Origin of the sequence: Paenibacillus ehimensis NBRC 15659 (assembly GCF_004000785.1) — a bacterium.
Lineage (GTDB): Bacteria > Bacillota > Bacilli > Paenibacillales > NBRC-103111 > Paenibacillus_G > Paenibacillus_G ehimensis.
Genome location: NZ_BILX01000001.1, coordinates 173,764 through 189,959, shown reverse-complemented (window position 1 = coordinate 189,959; position 16,196 = coordinate 173,764). Strand labels below are relative to the sequence as shown.

Sequence of the window (16,196 nt, the reverse complement as noted above, 5' to 3'; positions counted from 1 at the left end):
GAGAACGGCGTAGGCAAACTCCGAAAGCATCGGGCAAGCACCGGCTCATCCTAAGCAACGCATGAAAACATCAAAAAGCTCGCTCCCGGTCAAACCGGAGGCGAGCTTTTGCCTTGCTTTGTATTTTAAGGGTTCGCGACGATCGGCACTTCCCACTTCACATCACGGTGCTGCTTTTGCACGGCCTTATACGTCACCGTCAATTCTCTCGGCTCCTTCTCAAGCTGCGGGATCACCAGCACGCCCTGCTGGCTGACCGTGCCGTCCGGGTTATGGGTTGACGTTTTTTGCAGCATGGCATCGTACTCCTTGCCGGTCTCGTCCTTGACCTGCCAAATATCCAGTGCAACGACGTCCTTGGCCAGCTCCGCTTGAAGCTCGATCACCCCGCCGGTCCCGCTGACAGACTGATTCCCGATTTTGGTTTCCGCAGGGTCCTTCTTCATGACAAAATTGCTGAAGGTCAGCCGGTTTCCTTGGTCCTCCGCCTGAACCGGCTTTTGCTGCAGCTGGGCGGGCTTCAGCTTCGCGCTGAAATCGGCCAGCTCGTTCGTATATACGGAGTGCAGCCTGAACGTCAGCTTCCGGTCGCCGCTCATCGGCACAAACGTATGCCACAATTGCATGGCCTCGTCCGTCCCCGTGCCCGTAATCCCGTTCACAATCGTATTTTTGTCAATGCTCAAGTCCCTGTCGCGCAACATGCCGTCGTCCTGCGCCGCTACCACCTTCCCTTGCTCGTCGACAAGCTCGTAAGCGATTTTGTACTCCCGAATCGCTTGTTTAAGCTGGAAGGACTGGAAGCCGCCCGCGCCCGGGTTCATCTCCTCTGTCAGACCGTTCTGCTTCATGATTTGCATCTGCCGCTCGCGGGCTTCGGAAGTGAGCTGGGTCTCCAGTGACAGCAGCGTGGCGCTAGGTGCGAAATCGACCTTTTTGAAATCGATCTTCAGCCCCTGCGGCGACGTGTAATGCTGATTGACCGCTACCGTTTTCGTCGCCTGTTTCGCTTCGGCCATATCGATCGGAACCGTCAGCTTCCAGCTTCCTTCTTTGCCGTCGAGCTTCGCCCAATGCACCTCGGCGGTCAATTCGTCCGGCAGCGCCCTTCCCTTCGCCGTCAGCTCGGTCAATTCCTGGCGAATCATCATATAGTCGCCTTCTTTTTTGATCGTCCATCCTCCTTCCTCGGGCTTGAAGAGAGGCGTTCCGTTTTTGTCCTTGAGGACGAAGTCTTGCAGCCTGTTTTTCTGTTCTCCGGGCTTTAACATATCGAAGTCGACTTTATTGCCGTTCTGGTCCACCGCTTCGCACATGACCGCAATACGCAGCGTATCCGCCAATACCTCTTTAATCCTTAGCGTAACGCCCTGGTCCGTGACGTTGAGATCCAATTGCTTCACGAAGCCTTGCTTGACGGCCTCCTTGATCCCTTGATCCACGTCTTTGCTGCTGCTGAAAATGCTTTTCACATAATCCGCGAAGGTCGGCGATACGAAGGTGCCCAGCGATATGGCTACGGCCAATCCGGCCACAACAATAGTTACTTTTTTCAAAATGTCCACACTCCTCTTTTTCCAATCGATACGTTGGGGTGCGGAGTCCGGCGTTTCGGCCGCTTGCGGCTGCTCGCCCGGCACGTAAGGGTCCAAGCGGTCCAATATGGCCTGGGTAAATCCATCGTCAGGCTGCACCTCTTCGAGCGCCGGATCAAAGTCGTCCAGCGAAGTCAACAGCCGTTCCATTTCGTTCCGGCAATCGGCGCAGCTCTCCAAATGGCGTTCCAACTGCCTTGCTTCAAACGGAGAAAGGTCTCGGTTCAGTTCCGCGGCCAGCCGATCAGCTCTGACGCACTTCATAGATGAACTCCCCCTCTACTCCGGAATTGGACATGCTCTCCCGCAGCTTCTGCCTGGCGCGGTACAGACGCATCTGCACCGTGCTTATGGGAACCGAAAGCCGTTCCGCCATTTCCTGATAACTTAAATGCTGCACATATCTCATCACAAATACCGCGCGCTGGCTCTGATCGAGCTCCATAATCCGCTGCTCCAACGCCTGTCTCCGTTCCTTTTCCAGATAGGCGGTTTCCGGAGTTTCTCCCTGCATGAACTCAGCGTCGAAGCCGGTGATGTCGGGTCTGCGCTTGCGCTTGCGGAGCTCGTCGATACAGCGGTTGGCCGCGATCCGGTACAGCCACGCGGAAAAGCTGTGCCCCGGCGTATACTCGTTCAAATGATTATACGCTTTGATGAACACCTCTTGGGCAATATCCTGCATATCCGGCGAATGACCCAGCATGCGCCGAAGCAGGGAAAATACCCTTCCCTTGTATTTATCGATAATTCGAGCGAATGCCTGCTTGTCTCCATTCAGAATCCGCTCAACGATTTCGATGTCATTGTCCATCCTGGCCCTCCCTGTCCCAAAAGGTTCGCTGCGCAGCATCTGCCTTTTGCGGCAGTTACACTAAGTATGACGCTGCCGGATTGGAAAACTTTCTCTCCGGCCAAAAAATTTTTCTTTGACCTCCGTCCTCTGTCACAAAAGCGGCCCCCCGCCCGCCTTAATTGGCAGAAAGGCAAAAATGGAGGGGATAAGATGAATCGGAAACGGTACGATGCCGCCGTCATCGGCGGAGGACTTGCAGGTTGGATTGCCGCCATCGAGCTGGCACGGGCGGGCAAATCGGTCGTTCTATTGGAAAAATCGAACCGAATGGGCGGCCGGGCCAGAACCGCCGACAAACGCGGCGTGCTGTTCAATCTCGGCGGTCATGCGCTGTATCTCGGCGGAGAGCTGCACGCCGTGCTGCAGGAATGGGGCGTGCAGCTCGAAGGGGGCCGCGCTTCGTCCAGCCCGTTCGCCATCTGGCACAACCAGGTTTTTCCTATGCCGGCCGATCCGGTGAAGCTGCTGGCCTCCCCGCTGCTCTCGTGGCGCGGGAAAACGGAGCTGGTGCGGCTGCTGTTCAAGCTGGGCCGGATCGCGACGGATACGCTGGAGACGGCCAGCCTCCGGGAGTGGGCGGAGAAGGAAATCGGCGAGCCGATGGCGCGGCATATTTTCTACGCGCTGTGCCGGACGGCCACCTTCACCCAAGACCCCGACCTGCAGGCGGCCGGGCCGGTATTGAAGCAGGTGCAGCGCTCGCTGAAAAACGGCGTGCTGTATATCAACGGGGGATGGCAGACGATCGTCGACCGGCTTGAAGCCTTAGCCGTTTCGGCCGGCGTGCACATCCTATCCGGCAAAGCGGTAAGCGCCGTCGAGCAGACGGACGGAGCCGTAAGCCGGGTAACGTGCTCCGACGGCGAGACGTTCGAGCTGTCTCAGGTGATCAGCACGCTGCCGCCGGCGGATACGTACCGGTTGGTACGGAACGCGGAGCATACTATGCTGCGGCGCTGGAAAGAAGAAGCCCGGTCTTCCATGGCCGCTTGTCTGGACCTCGGGTTGAAGCGGCTTCCTATCCCGGGACGGAATCTCGCTTTCGGGCTGGACCAGCCGGTCTTTTTCAGCAATCAATCCGCGAGCGCCAAGCTAAGCGAGCATGGTACAATAGTCGTACATCTGCTCAAATATAACAATACCGGCGGGAGCGAGCCCAAGGCGGACGAGCGGATGCTGGAGCAGACGATGAGCCTGCTGCATCCGGGCTGGGAGCGCGAGGTGGTGGAGCGGCAGTATTTGCCTGCGATGCCGGTCGTTCACGATTATATGCACCTCGGGCGGACCAGCCGGTTTCCCGGGCCTGCCGTACCGGAAATTCGCGGTCTGTATGTCGCGGGAGACTGGGCGAGTCACGGAGAAATGCTGGCGGATGCCGCGGCAGCCAGCGCAAGAAGAGCAGCCCGGCAAGCCGCCGCGGAGCTGGACCGGATCGGCAGACGCGCGGGCGCCGAGCCGGTCTCGCTGCTAAGCGTCTAAAGGAAAACCGATGCCGGACATGGAAAAGGAGGCGCAGAAGATGGAACCTGCCGAATCGGCCGGAGAGCTGTACGTTTCCTACAAGCCCCTGCTGTTTTCCCTTGCCTATCGCATGCTGGGGAGCGTGATGGATGCGGAGGACATCGTGCAGGAGGCATTCCTGTATGTGAATGAAACGAAGCTGGATCACGTTCAAAATATGAAATCTTACCTATGCAAGCTGGTCACGAACCGCTGCATCGACCGGCTCCGCTCGGCAAGCAGGCAGCGCGAGGTTTATGTGGGGCCTTGGCTGCCCGAACCGTTAGTTGCCGAAAGGGACAGCGAAAGCGAGCCGTCCCTCCGTTACTTGCAGAAGGAGTCGATTTCCACCGCCTACCTGCTGCTGCTGCAGCAGCTCTCGTGGACGGAACGGGCGGTATTTCTGCTGCGCGAGGTGCTGCAGTATGAGTACGATGAGATTGCCGAGATCGTAGGCAAGAGCAGCACAAACTGCCGCCAAATCTTTCACCGTGCGAAGCGGGCGGTCAGCGGCTTGCCCGATCCCGGAGACGAACGGCAGCCCGTCATGCCGGCGGGGCGCAGGGAAGCGCATCTGTCAACGGAGCAGACCGGCGATTTGATCGAACGGTTCGTCCAAGCGCTGACCGCGGGTAATCTCGCGCAATTGATGGACGTCCTGTCCGCGGATGCCGTTCTGTACTCCGACGGAGGCGGCAAAGTTACCGCGGCGGTTCGTCCCATTCAGACCGCCGAACGGATCGCGCGCTTTCTGGAAGGAATTATGCACAAATTGGCGGGATCGTTATCGATTCGCTTCGCCGATGTCAACGGGCAGACCGGCCTTGTTTCTTATACGGACGGGCGGATTTCCAGCGTTATTTCGTTCCAGACCCGGCATAACCGGATTACCGGCATTTATCTCGTACTCAACCCGGATAAATTAAAGCATGTTCTATAGCTCGTCCGGCGTACCGGCAGAGGATCGACTCTTCTGCCGGTTTTTTGCCGTCTCATGGCATGGATGATTCGTTAACCCGAATATGCTATAATTAGTTAACAATAAATCATCCCAAACCTCTATGCGGAAATGGAGAGACGCCCTATGAACAGCATCCGGCTCCGCGGCCATCATCTGCTTTGTCTGCTCGGGTACCGTGGAATGGGGTACTCCGAATCGTTTTGCGACAATATGACGGCCGTGTACGAAACGCTCCGGAAGCATCCGGACACCCGAATCGAGCTTGTCGAAGGACCCGACGACATCTGCAGCGCGTTTCCCAAGGACCAGCCCCCGCATTGCGACGGTCATAGCGTATACGACCGGGACGATCGCGTGCTGGGCAAGCTTGGACTGCATACCGGCGCCACGATGACGTGGGCGGACATCTGCGCCGCCGTGTCCGCGTCCATGCGTCCGAACGACATCGGCCTGCTGTGCGAGACCTGTCCTTGGGAGCGTTACGGCGTCTGCAAGGACGGGGTCCGCCTGATCCGCAGCGGGAAACCGCTGCCTCCGGTTGCCAGCCGGTAACCGACAGGGCCGCAGCGGCCGAAAAAATCGATATAGGGAAACTGGCCCTTTAACATCGAGTCCATCCCGAGGTATGATAAAGAGACGGACTTCTGCGTGCGAGGATGGTTGGTACAGAAATGAAAGTCGGTTTGGTTCGGCATTATAAAGTCAAAAAAGAGTATCCGTCGCAATTTCTAATCTCGGCCAAGGAGCTCGACCAATGGTTCGCGGAGTACGATGAATCCGACATCGAGCTGGGTCAGACCGACTTGGGCGGCATCGAATGGAACCGGTGTTATGCCAGCGATATGCCCAGAGCGGCCCGCACGGCCGAGCATATTTTTGACGGGACGATTACGCAATGGAAAACGCTGCGCGAGGTTTCGCCTCCGTCGTTCCGGACGAAGGTACGGCTGCCGCTCATGATGTGGGCGGTGCTGATCAAAACCGCTTGGTTTATGGCCCCCCGGTCGATGCCCGAAAGCTTGGGCCATGTCAGAAAACGGGCCGACGCCGTCCTGGACGAGATTTTCCGGCAGGGCGACGGGAATGTGCTGATCGTCAGCCATGCCGCCTTGATGATGACGATGAGAAAAGCCTTGCTGGCGCGCGGTTTCCGGGGACCGAAGTACGGCACGCCGGAGAACGGCAAGCTGTATGTATTCGAAAATTAACGCGAAAGGTGAGTGCCATGGCGAAGAAAAACAAGCCGGCGGCTCCTCCGAGCGCCGCTTCCCATGACAAACCCGCTACGCTGAAGGATCTGTTGAATCCGGATGTTGTCAACAAGCTGAAAGCGCAGGCGGATCAGATGAAGGCCGAAGCCGAAATTCAGCGCGAGGAAGCGAGAAAGCAGGCGGAAGCCGCCCGCAAGGCCGAGCAGAAGCGGCTGGACAACGACTTCGAATATTTGCTGAACAACAGCGGCATGGACTGGAAGAAGTACAAGTAAGCCGGAAAGAACGATAAAACCTCCAAAATCACGGCAAAGCGTGATCCTGGAGGTTTTATTTTGTCTCTTAGGAGAACCCGAATCGGGTAAAAGGGTTACTTACCGGACTTGGTCGGCGTCTGCGAAATACAGCGAGGTAGCGCTTGCATTGCCCAGAGCGGTCTGTCCGGTGCCGTCGATACGGATTTTGTCGGTCGATGCCGAGTCCCTCAGTCCGAAAGAGCCCCGGATACAGTAAATCCAGCCGCGATGACCGCTAAGGGTGGGCGCTGCTATTTATTGAATTTTTGCAGCCTCTTGTAAAAGGTGCTCCGGGGGACGCCCAGCATTTGGGCCGCTGCGGTTACGTTGCCATTGGTCCGCTGCAGCGCGTCGGTCATTTGCTCCATTTGAATTTGCTCGCGCAGCGTCAACGCCATCGGGGGGGATGAAGGCTCGATTGGCGTCGAGACCGGCGGCGGACGGAACCCGTCGAACCGGCTCAGCGCTTCGCACGGGTCGGTATCCGCTCCCTGCGTCATAATATGCAGCCGTTCCAAGACGTTCATCAGCTCCCGAATGTTGCCCGGCCAATCGTATTGCATCAGTTGGTCGAAAAAGCGGTCCGGAAACGAGATCGCCCACGACTTCCGGCTGCAATAAAAGCGGACGAGATGCGGAATATCTTCTCTTCTTTCGCGCAGCGGCGGCGCCTTGACCGGATACACGTGAAGCCGGTAGTACAGGTCCTCGCGAAACTTCCCTTCCCGCACCAATTGACGCAGATCGCGGTGGGTCGCGGTAATCATCCGAAAATCGAGGGGGACCTCCTGCGTCCCCCCGACAGGCGTCACCTTCCGTTCCTGCAGCACTCTCAGCAGCGCCGCCTGCATGGAAAGCGGAATTTCCCCGATTTCATCGAGAAAAATCGTTCCGCCGTTCGCCTGCTCGAATTTTCCTTTGTACCCGTTCCGCCGGGCCCCGGTAAAAGCCCCTTCCGCATAGCCGAACAGCTCGCTTTCCATCAGCTCCTTGGGGATCGCGCCGCAGTTGACGGCCAGAAACGGCCCCGTCCGGCGGGGGCTGTTCTCGTGGATCGCTTGGGCGATCAGCTCCTTGCCCGTCCCGGTCTCCCCCAGAATGCAGACGCTGGCCTCCGTAGGCGCGACCCGCTTCAGGTCATCCAGCGTTTGCCGGAAAGCCGGGCTTGTGCCGGTCTCCCCTTGAAAGACAAAAGACTGCGAATCCTCCCCGACCGCCACCGGCTGCGGAAAAAATACCGACTTCGAGGCTGCCGATGTCGCTTCCTGCAAATAGACGCAGGTGCCGATCAGCCCCCCGTGCGAATCCGACAGGACCGGGACGGTGATCCGGGTGTCCAGCCCGAATCCGGCCAGCTCGTAAGCTTTCAAGCCGGCCCAGGCCGGGATACGCCGGCGGATCGCCCTGCTGGCGCAGACAATTGTCTGTTTGCTGCTGCAAACAACCACAAGCTGATCGGTTTCCAGCCGGTCCGCGGTTTGACGGACGAGCTCCATTTCGTCTTTATGCAGGCGGATGCTGAGATCGCGTTCGATCGCATACGCAACCGAAGTGACCATGCCGAGCATGTAAGGATGGGCGCGGTCCACGGGGCAGGAAACGTCCAGAACGCCGATGATCTGACCGTCGTCGCCGCGGATCGGGGCCGCCGAGCAGCTCCAGCGGTGGGAAGCGATCGAATAATGCTCCGATCCCGTCACCATCAGGGGCTCCCCGGCCAACAGGGCGGTGCCGATGGCATTTGTGCCGACCTCGCCCTCCGTCCAGCGGACGCCTTCGACAAAGTTGATTTTTCCCGCCTCTTGGCGGACATGCAGGTTCCCCGTCATCGACAACACGTAGCCTTCCGGGTCAATGAGAAGCGCGATCATGCCCAAGTCGTCGATGAAGCCGTTCATGCGCTCCAAATGCGGCTGCGCCATATCCCGAAGCAGGGCGTTCTTTTTCTTCTGGGAATGAAACCGGTCATTGGTTAACACAAGGCGGCCTTTATCCAGATGAGGATTCACGCGCGCATCCCGGGAACGGTACCAGGATTCCACGATTCGTTTGTTCAGCCGGGACGCATCCAGAACGCCTTCGTTGACGAAACGCTTCCATATGTTTAAACTCAATGCGGTTTCAAGCATAAGACCCTCTCCCCTGAATGTATATTGTGGAAATCATTCAAAGTCCGCTTAGGGCTGCACAAGCGTGAAACAGTTCACTTTGATTATAAACGAAAAAGATAGCGCTTACAATCAAGCTTCGGTCTCAGATGCGCCGCACTGGGTAAGCGTCAGGGCTTGGGAGAGACAAGAATTTTGATCTGTTCTTTGCTGCCGGCCAATTCCTCGAATCCGTCCGGGACTAAACGGTCCAGCCGGATCTTCTTCGTAATCAATTCGTCGACCCGAAGCCGGCCTTCCGAGATGAGCGAGATGACGGCCGGGAAAATATTCCGGTAAGCGAGCACGCCTTTCAGCTCCCGTTCCTTGAGCACGAGAGTATTCGGAGCGATCGACGCCGGGTTTTCCCAGATGCTTACAATCATCGTCTGGCCGTCGGTTTTCGCGCTCCGGATCGCATCGTTCAGGCAGACTTCGATGCCGGTGACTTCGAAGCTGACGTCGACGCCGCCGGGAACGAGCCGATGAATCGCTTCGACCGCATCGTCCTTTAGCGGCTGGATGACATGATGAGCACCCAGCGCGAGCGCCGTTCGCTGTCTCGCTTCGGAGATTTCGACGGCAATAATCCGGCTGGCGCCCGCCGCACGGGCGGCTTGAATGATGAGCAGGCCGATGGGACCCGCCCCGTAGACGACGCAGCTGTCGCCGGCCTTAAGCCTGCTCTGCCGGACGGCGTGAACGGCGACGGCCGCGGGCTCCACCATCGCGCCTTGCTCGTAGGTCATGGAATCCGGGAGCTTATGAACCATGCTCGCTTTGACCGAAGTGATCTCGCTGAACCCGCCTCCGCCTCCGCTCAGTCCGTGGAACCCGAGCGCATCGCACACGTTGTATAAGCCTTGCCGGCACGGAAGGCACGTCCCGCATGCGAGAATCGGCTCGACCGTTACCCGGTCCCCAACCTTCACCTTCGTCACGCCCAGACCAACCTCGACGACTTCGCCGGAAAACTCATGCCCCAGGATGACCGGAGCCTGTTCGTTCGTCAACGGATGGGGTTGACCGGGAATGAAGATCGGCCCGGCCAAATACTCGTGCAAATCCGTTCCGCATATGCCGCACCACTCGACGCGGATGTTGACCATGCCCGGCCGGACCGGCGGCACCGGCGTTTCCTCCGTACGCACATCGCGAATGCCATGCCAAAATGCAGCTTTCATCAGTGGACCTCCTTAAACGTGCACCGCGTGGCCGATCGCGCCCAGAATCGCTTCGTGAACCGCTTCGGACAATGTCGGATGGGCGGCGATAAAATGCTCCATCAGATCGGCGGTCATCTCGGTGTGCAGCAGGACCGCGCCTTGGCCGATCAGCTCCGTCGCCTTTGGACCGACAATGGAAATGCCGACAATTTCATGGTACTGCGGCTCCGTCAGCACCTTCACTCTGCCAACCGGTTCGTCCAGAATCAACGCTTTGCCGTTGGCGGCGAACGGAAATTCCCCAACGCGAATGTCGCCGTACCGCTCTCTGGCCTGCTTCTCGGTCAAGCCTACCCCGGCAATTTCCGGGGAGGTGTAGATGCAGCGCGGAACCGCCCGGTAATTGACCTTTGCATCGGCTCCGGCGGCGTGCAGCGCAGCGACGGTTCCCTCGTGAAAAGCGACATGCGCGAGCTGAATGCCGCCGATGACATCGCCGCAGGCATAAATATGGGGGACGCTGGTCTGCATATGCGCGTTGACCTCAATCCCTTGCTTCGTATAACGGACCCCGGCATTTTCCAAACCGAGCCCGTCTGTTCGCGGCTTTCTCCCGATCGCGACAAGCACCCGGTCGGCGGTGCCTTCGAAGACCCGGCTCTCGGTTTCGAAAACCGCCAGCTTCCCCTCCGGCTGCAGCCGCTTCACGGCAGTGGACGTATAGATCTTCACGCCCGCTTTCTCCAGCTCCCGCTGCAGGATGGCCGCCGTGTCCGCATCCTCGCCCGGAAGCAGCTGGTCTGCCATCTCGACCACGGTCACCCGGCTTCCGAGACGGCTGTAGATGCTCGCGAATTCGCAGCCGATGACGCCGCCGCCGATAATGAGCAGGGAAGCGGGAACCGCGGGCAGCGACATGGCCTGGCCGCTGTGGATGATCCATTCTCCGTCGAACGGCGCAAAGGGCAGAGCGACGGGCTCCGAGCCTGCGGCGATAATGAACCGGTCCGCTTCCACGGCCTCCTGCTTGTCTCCCTGTATGACTTGCAGCTTGCGGTCGGTAATGAAGCTTGCCTGCCCCCGAAGCACGCGGATTTTATTTTTTTTCATCAAATAGCCGATCCCCTGCACCAGCTTGTTCACAATCCCGTTCTTATAGCTCTGCACGGCGTTCCAATCGACCTCGACCTGATCCGCTGGCAGCACTACGCCGAACCGGTCGGCATGCCTGACTTTGTCCAGCGTATCCGCGGATTCCAGCAGCGATTTGGTCGGCATGCAGCCTTCGTTCAGGCACGTTCCCCCCAGCTCCTTCTGCTCGATCAACGTCACCCGCTTGCCCTGTCCGGCGGCGGCAATCGCCGCCACATACCCGGCAGGACCTCCTCCGATAATGGCTATCGTCTCCATGTATGATACTCCTTCCTGCTACAAAACGAGCCGGTACGGGTCTTCCAGCGCATCCTTCACCGCACGCAGGAACTCGGCGGCCGGCGCGCCGTCCAGTACCCGGTGGTCGAAGGTCAGGCTGAGCGGCAGCAAACTTCGGCGCTGCAATTCGTCGCCCCGGTAGACCGGCGTATCCGTCACGGCGCCGACGCCGAGAATGCCCGCTTCGGGCGTGTTCAGAATCGGCGTGAAATAATCGATGCCGTAAGCGCCGAGGTTCGTGATCGTAAACGTCGAGCCTTGAAGGGCGTCGCTGCCCAGTTGGCCGCTTCGCGCTTGCTGCGCCAGCGCCTTGATGTGGCGCGACAAGTCCAGTACGGAGTACTGGTCGGCATGACGGATGACCGGAACGACCAGGCCTTTGTCCAAAGCGACGGCGATGCCCAAATGCACGTGGTCGAACACGTGGATGCGGTCGCCGATATACGCGCTGTTCATCTGCTTATGCCGCTTGAGCGAAAGAACGACGGCGCGGGCGATGAAATCGGTCACCGTCAGCTTGACCTCGTGCTGCTTCTGCGCGGTTTCGCTCATCCGCTTCTGAAGCGCGAGCAGATCGGTGACGTCGGCCCGCAGCGTCAGCGTCAGCTGGGCGCTCTGCTGCAAGCTGTCTAGCATCCGCGCCGCGATGACCTTGCGGATGCCGGCGACCGGAATTTGCTCCGCATGCTCCACAAAGCCGGACGGGGCGGCAGCCAGCGCAGGATTGGTGGATCCAACGGAAGCCTGGCTGTCGGATGAAGCAGCAGCTTCCCCGGCAGAAGCAGGCGTGGATGCCGCGTTGGCGATTGCGTGCTCCACGTCCTCTTTCGTAATTCGCCCCTGCGGGCCCGTTCCCGTTATTTTCGCGATATCGAGCCCGGCCGCTTCCGCCATTTTGCGGGCGACGGGGGAAATTTTAATGTCCCTGCCGTGTGCGGGAGCCTCGGCAGGCGCACTCCCGCCCGCCGGAGCTGCGTCTGACGGAAGAGCAGCGTCCGCAGCCGCATTCTCCCCAGGCTTTGCGCCTGCCGCCCCTGCAGCGGCGGTGCCGACTTGTTCGCCGGGCTGGCCGATATAGCCGATGATCGTGCCCGGCGGCACGCCCTCCCCTTCGGGAACGGCGATCTTCAGCAGGACGCCGTCCGCAGGCGCTTCCAGATCCGTCTCGATTTTTTCCGAGCCAATATTGGCGATGATCTCCCCTTTAGTCACGGGGTCGCCCTCTTTTTTATGCCAAAGGGATACCGATCCTTCCTTCATTGCCATGCCCAGCTTGGGCATGACCACTTCTACAGCCATGGCGATCTCTCCTATCCGGTTAGTCTGAGTCCGTCTATACGGCAAGCAGCGATTTGTCGCCTAACAGCTCGGCAACGACTTCCAGCACCTTTTGCGGCGTCGGCAAATAAATGTCTTCCAGCGGCGGCGAGAACGGCACGGGCGTATGGGGCGCCGTGATCCGCTTGATCGGCGCATCCAGGCTGTCGAACGCCTTATCCGCGACGAGAGCGGCGATATCCGTCGCGATGCTGCAGCGCGGATTCGCCTCGTCGATGACGATCAGGCGGTTCGTCTTCGCGACCGATGCGAGAATCGTATCTTCATCGAGCGGGGACAAGCTGCGCGGATCGACGACTTCCGCTTCGATGCCTTTTTGCGAGAGCTGGCGGGCAGCCGTCAGCGCTGTCTGTACCTGCTTGCCGATCGCCACGATGGTCAGGTCCGAACCGGCCCGCTTAATATCGGCTTTTCCAAGCGGAATCGTGTAGTAGCCTTCGGGCACCTCGCCGGTCACGTTATACAGCGTTTTATCTTCGAAGAAAATGACGGGATCGTTATCCTCGATGGACGCGAGCAGCAGCCCTTTGGCATCGTAAGGCGTGGAAGGGACAACGACTTTAATGCCGGGAATGCTGGTGAACAGCGCATACAGGCTCTGCGAATGCTGGGCCGCCGCGCGGAAGCCGGCCCCGTGCGTCGTGCGGATCGTCACCGGCACCTGCGCCTTGCCCCCGAACATATAGCGGAATTTGGCCCCCTGGTTAAGCACCTGATCCAGACAGCTTCCGATAAAATCGTTAAACATCAGCTCCGCGATCGGACGCAGGCCCGTCGCAGCCGCAGTCATCGCCGCGCCGACATACCCCGCCTCGGTGATCGGCGTATCCAGCACCCGGTCGCGGCCGAATTCCTGCACGAGCCCTTTCGTGACGCCAAGCACTCCGCCCCACGCTTCATCGTCCTGCAAATGGTCTACGGCCGCCCCGCCGGCTACGTCCTCGCCCATCAGAATGACATTTTCGTCCTTGCGCATCGCCAGCTTCATCGCCTCGTTGATCGCTGCGGACATACTGATTTTTCTTGTCATGCCGGTTCCTCCTCCAATGAAATTAGTAAGATACGTACACATCCGTCAGCAGCTCGGATGCGTCCGGATACGGGCTGTTTTCCGAAAACTCGACGGCCTTCTCCACCGCTTGCTCCACCGAGGCTTTCATTTCTGTCAGCTCGGCTTCCGTGTATAGGCGCTCAGCCAGCAAATACGATTCGAACTGGGCAATCGCGTCTTTTTCCTGCAAATGCTCTTTTCGCTCGTTCTCTTTTTTATATTTTTGGGCATCGCCCTCAAAATGTCCGTAATTGCGGTAGGTGACGCACTCGATCAACGTCGGGCCCTCGCCTCTGCGCGCCCGCTGTACGGCCTGTTCCGCCGCTGCATACACGGCAAGCACGTCTTTGCCGTCCACCCGGATACCCGGAATATTGTAAGCGATTGCACGATCGGCGATCGTTTTGCAGCTTGAGGCGTATTCGAATGGCGTCGCTTCCCCGTACCCGTTATTTTCGGCAACGAAAATGACCGGCAGCTTCCAGATCGCGGCCAAATTAATACCTTCGTGGAACGTTCCCTGATTGTTCGCTCCGTCTCCGAAAAAGCATACGCTGACCGCATTCGTCTTCTTGTACTTGGCGGTCAAGGCGGAGCCGCAGGCCAGCGGATAGCCGCCGCCGACAATGCCGTTGGCGCCGAGCATGCCTTTGTTCAGGTCGGCGATATGCATCGATCCGCCTTTCCCTTTGCACAGCCCGGTTATTTTCCCGAACAGCTCCGCCATCATGCCGTCCAGCTCGCAGCCTTTGGCGATACAGTGCCCGTGCCCGCGGTGCGTGCTGGTGATGCTGTCTTTGTCGTCAAGATGCGCGCATACGCCGACGGCAACCGCTTCTTCCCCCGCGTACAGATGGACGAAGCCGGGAAGTCTGCCTTGAGCGAACAATTCGTGCACCTTATCCTCGAACTTACGGATTTCCAGCATCTTTTGAAACATCCATCCTGCTTTTTCCCGGCTCAAGGCCGTTCCCTTGTCCTGCGCGGCGTTAACCATACCGTATTCCTCCTTTTCGGATTCAAAAAAATGTCCCCACGCCCGTAATAATGCAAGTTTCGTGCCAACGCAAAAAAACGCCTGATCCACGCGAGAGTACGGCCCGCGGCCAGCCGAAGAAGTGGACACAAAGAGACGATAGTCTCGTTTTGTCCACTTTTGTTCACCTTTTAAACGGCATATAATTGGATTATAGTGGGTTAATATCCCAAAATTAGGGTTCATGAAGGAGGGATGCGATAGAAGCGGAATCCGGATCGAAAAAGTCATGTTCCGCTTTAGGGATGGACGGCTACGGGTTTGTAATGCTCAGCACGATGGTTGCGCCCGAGCTGCTGGAGCAAGCCGGGCTTGGAACTTTGGCGGATGCCGCGATCAGCCGCAGGATCGAAGACTTGGACGGCGAGGTTTCGAACGACAAGCAGCCGAAAGGCCGCATTTCCATAAAAAAAGGAAGAGCATGGGGCTCTTCCCTCGCATGTTTGCTGTAAGCGCGAATAATCTCCGGCGGGCTTACAGGAGCAGGACCAGCCAAGGGACAACGACCAGCGCCAAAAGCGCGGACATGAGCATCGAAATGCTCGATACCGTACCGGAGACGGCGCCGAACTCGAACGCCGTCGTCGTTCCGGCCGTATGGGCGCTCGTCCCGAGCATCACGCCCTGCGCTACCCCGCTGCGGATGCGGAACAGCCGGATAAGCGCCGGTCCGACGACCGTTCCGAGCAAGCCCGTGACCAGCACGAACAGCGCCGTCATCGCGGGGATGCCCCCGATCATATCCGTGATGGCGATGGCAATGGGCGTGGTCGTCGAGCGCAGCACCAGGCCGTCAATGAGCTGCACGTCGAGGCGCAGCCCCTTGGCGATCCACACCGATGTCGCCACTCCCGCCGCGGAACCGACAAGCACACTGGCCATGATCTCCACGGCATATTTGCGCAGCAGCGCGACATTTTTATAAAGCGGCACGGCCAAGGCAATCGTCGCGGGTCCGATCATGTCCGTCAGCCAATGCGCCCCGGCGTTGTAGGTTTCGTAAGGAATGTCCCCTTGCAGCAGCAGGACGATGACAACCGCCGGCGTCAGCAGCAGTGGTGACAGGTAGATTTTGGGTTTCCTGCGGTACAAGCTTTTGATGCCGTAATAGACGGCCATGGTGAACAGCAGCAACCCGAGCGAAAGCCAAGTCATGACGGGGTCCGCTCCTTCCGTTTCACGATCGCTTGCGCCATAAGCCCTGCCGAGAGCATGACGACGACAAGGCTGCACACCAGCACGAGCATGATGGGCAAGCCGTTATCCCGCAGCAGCGACTGATATTGAACCATCCCGGCCGCCGCAGGGATGAAAAACAGCAGCATTTCCGCCAAAAGCCATTTGGCCCCCAGATCGATCCATTCGATCCGGATGATTTTCAGTTGAAGTAATACAAATACCAAAACGATCCCGAGAATGCTCCCCGGGACCGGCAAATGAAGCAGGGCCGCCAGCCCGTTCAACAGCCAGGAAACGAGCACAAAAAAAAGCACCTGCCCCAAAGTTTTCACAAAAGCCGCCATTCTGCACAGCTCCTTTCCATCCAAAGTTTACACCCCTTTATTTCATAGGTAAAATGAATATATCGAATTTCTTTCATTCCAATCA

The 16,196-nt window shown here is 58.6% G+C and carries 16 protein-coding genes; 6 read left to right on the top strand and 10 right to left on the bottom strand.

All coding sequences use genetic code 11. From position 1 onward, the window contains the following. Positions 1-125 precede the first annotated feature (125 nt). Together PEH01S_RS00865 and PEH01S_RS00860 are read right to left on the bottom strand one after the other, a co-directional pair. Positions 126-1,859, bottom strand: coding sequence for a DUF4179 domain-containing protein (locus PEH01S_RS00865; protein WP_127483650.1), 1,734 nt, complete (start codon positions 1,857-1,859; stop codon positions 126-128). Continuing rightward, positions 1,840-2,409 carry an RNA polymerase sigma factor gene (locus PEH01S_RS00860; protein ID WP_025844680.1) on the bottom strand — a complete coding sequence of 190 codons (570 nt, stop codon included), beginning with the start codon at positions 2,407-2,409 and terminating at the stop codon, positions 1,840-1,842. The genes PEH01S_RS00865 and PEH01S_RS00860 overlap by 20 nt, the downstream gene beginning before the upstream one ends. Positions 2,410-2,601: 192 nt before the next feature. Here PEH01S_RS00860 and PEH01S_RS00855 point away from each other — a divergent pair, with 192 nt between their 5' ends. The 5 genes from PEH01S_RS00855 to PEH01S_RS00835 all read left to right on the top strand — a co-directional run bounded on the left by PEH01S_RS00855 (position 2,602) and on the right by PEH01S_RS00835 (position 6,398). After that, positions 2,602-3,930, top strand: coding sequence for a phytoene desaturase family protein (locus PEH01S_RS00855; protein WP_025844682.1), 1,329 nt, complete (start codon positions 2,602-2,604; stop codon positions 3,928-3,930). A 40-nt stretch (positions 3,931-3,970) separates the two neighbouring features. Further along, positions 3,971-4,891, top strand: coding sequence for an RNA polymerase sigma-70 factor (locus tag PEH01S_RS00850; protein WP_025844683.1), 921 nt, complete (start codon positions 3,971-3,973; stop codon positions 4,889-4,891). A 144-nt stretch (positions 4,892-5,035) separates the two neighbouring features. Further along, positions 5,036-5,464 carry a DUF1284 domain-containing protein gene (locus tag PEH01S_RS00845; RefSeq protein ID WP_127483608.1) on the top strand — a complete coding sequence of 143 codons (429 nt, stop codon included), beginning with the start codon at positions 5,036-5,038 and terminating at the stop codon, positions 5,462-5,464. Between the two features lie 119 nt (positions 5,465-5,583). Next, complete coding sequence (locus PEH01S_RS00840) at positions 5,584-6,120, top strand: histidine phosphatase family protein (RefSeq protein WP_025844686.1); 537 nt, start codon at positions 5,584-5,586, stop codon at positions 6,118-6,120. A gap of 17 nt (positions 6,121-6,137) precedes the next feature. Continuing rightward, positions 6,138-6,398, top strand: coding sequence for a YqkE family protein (locus tag PEH01S_RS00835; RefSeq protein ID WP_025844688.1), 261 nt, complete (start codon positions 6,138-6,140; stop codon positions 6,396-6,398). A gap of 272 nt (positions 6,399-6,670) precedes the next feature. On the opposite strand, the gene PEH01S_RS00830 is transcribed toward PEH01S_RS00835, so the two are convergent. The 6 genes from PEH01S_RS00830 to PEH01S_RS00805 all read right to left on the bottom strand — a co-directional run bounded on the left by PEH01S_RS00830 (position 6,671) and on the right by PEH01S_RS00805 (position 14,549). Beyond that, positions 6,671-8,548 carry a sigma-54-dependent Fis family transcriptional regulator gene (locus PEH01S_RS00830; protein ID WP_025844689.1) on the bottom strand — a complete coding sequence of 626 codons (1,878 nt, stop codon included), beginning with the start codon at positions 8,546-8,548 and terminating at the stop codon, positions 6,671-6,673. Positions 8,549-8,697: 149 nt separating this feature from the next. Continuing rightward, positions 8,698-9,750 carry a 2,3-butanediol dehydrogenase gene (locus tag PEH01S_RS00825; RefSeq protein WP_127483607.1) on the bottom strand — a complete coding sequence of 351 codons (1,053 nt, stop codon included), beginning with the start codon at positions 9,748-9,750 and terminating at the stop codon, positions 8,698-8,700. A 12-nt stretch (positions 9,751-9,762) separates the two neighbouring features. Further along, on the bottom strand, positions 9,763-11,142 hold the full coding sequence (lpdA, locus tag PEH01S_RS00820) for a dihydrolipoyl dehydrogenase (protein WP_025844694.1): 1,380 nt from the start codon (positions 11,140-11,142) through the stop codon (positions 9,763-9,765). Positions 11,143-11,160: 18 nt separating this feature from the next. Then, positions 11,161-12,462 carry a dihydrolipoamide acetyltransferase family protein gene (locus PEH01S_RS00815; RefSeq protein WP_025844696.1) on the bottom strand — a complete coding sequence of 434 codons (1,302 nt, stop codon included), beginning with the start codon at positions 12,460-12,462 and terminating at the stop codon, positions 11,161-11,163. A 34-nt stretch (positions 12,463-12,496) separates the two neighbouring features. Then, positions 12,497-13,531 (bottom strand): alpha-ketoacid dehydrogenase subunit beta, encoded by a 1,035-nt coding sequence (locus PEH01S_RS00810; RefSeq protein ID WP_025844697.1) that lies wholly within the window; start codon positions 13,529-13,531, stop codon positions 12,497-12,499. Between the two features lie 22 nt (positions 13,532-13,553). Beyond that, complete coding sequence (locus PEH01S_RS00805) at positions 13,554-14,549, bottom strand: thiamine pyrophosphate-dependent dehydrogenase E1 component subunit alpha (protein WP_025844698.1); 996 nt, start codon at positions 14,547-14,549, stop codon at positions 13,554-13,556. Between the two features lie 305 nt (positions 14,550-14,854). On the opposite strand from PEH01S_RS00805, the gene PEH01S_RS00800 reads away from it, so the two are divergent. After that, positions 14,855-15,040 carry a hypothetical protein gene (locus PEH01S_RS00800; protein ID WP_127483606.1) on the top strand — a complete coding sequence of 62 codons (186 nt, stop codon included), beginning with the start codon at positions 14,855-14,857 and terminating at the stop codon, positions 15,038-15,040. Positions 15,041-15,062: 22 nt separating this feature from the next. Here the strand turns inward: PEH01S_RS00800 and PEH01S_RS00795 are convergent, their stop codons facing one another. Both PEH01S_RS00795 and PEH01S_RS00790 read right to left on the bottom strand, forming a co-directional pair. After that, entirely contained in the window at positions 15,063-15,743 is a 681-nt protein-coding gene (locus tag PEH01S_RS00795) for an LrgB family protein (protein ID WP_127483605.1), read from the bottom strand. Beyond that, positions 15,740-16,111 carry a CidA/LrgA family holin-like protein gene (locus PEH01S_RS00790; RefSeq protein ID WP_127483604.1) on the bottom strand — a complete coding sequence of 124 codons (372 nt, stop codon included), beginning with the start codon at positions 16,109-16,111 and terminating at the stop codon, positions 15,740-15,742. Before PEH01S_RS00790 ends, PEH01S_RS00795 begins: the two co-directional genes overlap by 4 nt. Between the last annotated feature and the right edge of the window lie 85 nt (positions 16,112-16,196).

Coding starts and splice junctions, on each gene's coding strand:
- PEH01S_RS00815 (WP_025844696.1), bottom strand. CDS start 12,462: ATGGCTGTAGAAGTGGTCATGCCCAAGCTGGGCATGGCAATGAAGGAA.
- lpdA (WP_025844694.1), bottom strand. CDS start 11,142: ATGGAGACGATAGCCATTATCGGAGGAGGTCCTGCCGGGTATGTGGCG.
- PEH01S_RS00805 (WP_025844698.1), bottom strand. CDS start 14,549: ATGGTTAACGCCGCGCAGGACAAGGGAACGGCCTTGAGCCGGGAAAAA.
- PEH01S_RS00825 (WP_127483607.1), bottom strand. CDS start 9,750: ATGAAAGCTGCATTTTGGCATGGCATTCGCGATGTGCGTACGGAGGAA.
- PEH01S_RS00790 (WP_127483604.1), bottom strand. CDS start 16,111: ATGGCGGCTTTTGTGAAAACTTTGGGGCAGGTGCTTTTTTTTGTGCTC.
- PEH01S_RS00795 (WP_127483605.1), bottom strand. CDS start 15,743: ATGACTTGGCTTTCGCTCGGGTTGCTGCTGTTCACCATGGCCGTCTAT.
- PEH01S_RS00830 (WP_025844689.1), bottom strand. CDS start 8,548: ATGCTTGAAACCGCATTGAGTTTAAACATATGGAAGCGTTTCGTCAAC.
- PEH01S_RS00835 (WP_025844688.1), top strand. CDS start 6,138: ATGGCGAAGAAAAACAAGCCGGCGGCTCCTCCGAGCGCCGCTTCCCAT.
- PEH01S_RS00840 (WP_025844686.1), top strand. CDS start 5,584: ATGAAAGTCGGTTTGGTTCGGCATTATAAAGTCAAAAAAGAGTATCCG.
- PEH01S_RS00845 (WP_127483608.1), top strand. CDS start 5,036: ATGAACAGCATCCGGCTCCGCGGCCATCATCTGCTTTGTCTGCTCGGG.
- PEH01S_RS00810 (WP_025844697.1), bottom strand. CDS start 13,531: ATGACAAGAAAAATCAGTATGTCCGCAGCGATCAACGAGGCGATGAAG.
- PEH01S_RS00800 (WP_127483606.1), top strand. CDS start 14,855: ATGCTCAGCACGATGGTTGCGCCCGAGCTGCTGGAGCAAGCCGGGCTT.
- PEH01S_RS00865 (WP_127483650.1), bottom strand. CDS start 1,859: ATGAAGTGCGTCAGAGCTGATCGGCTGGCCGCGGAACTGAACCGAGAC.
- PEH01S_RS00860 (WP_025844680.1), bottom strand. CDS start 2,409: ATGGACAATGACATCGAAATCGTTGAGCGGATTCTGAATGGAGACAAG.
- PEH01S_RS00855 (WP_025844682.1), top strand. CDS start 2,602: ATGAATCGGAAACGGTACGATGCCGCCGTCATCGGCGGAGGACTTGCA.
- PEH01S_RS00850 (WP_025844683.1), top strand. CDS start 3,971: ATGGAACCTGCCGAATCGGCCGGAGAGCTGTACGTTTCCTACAAGCCC.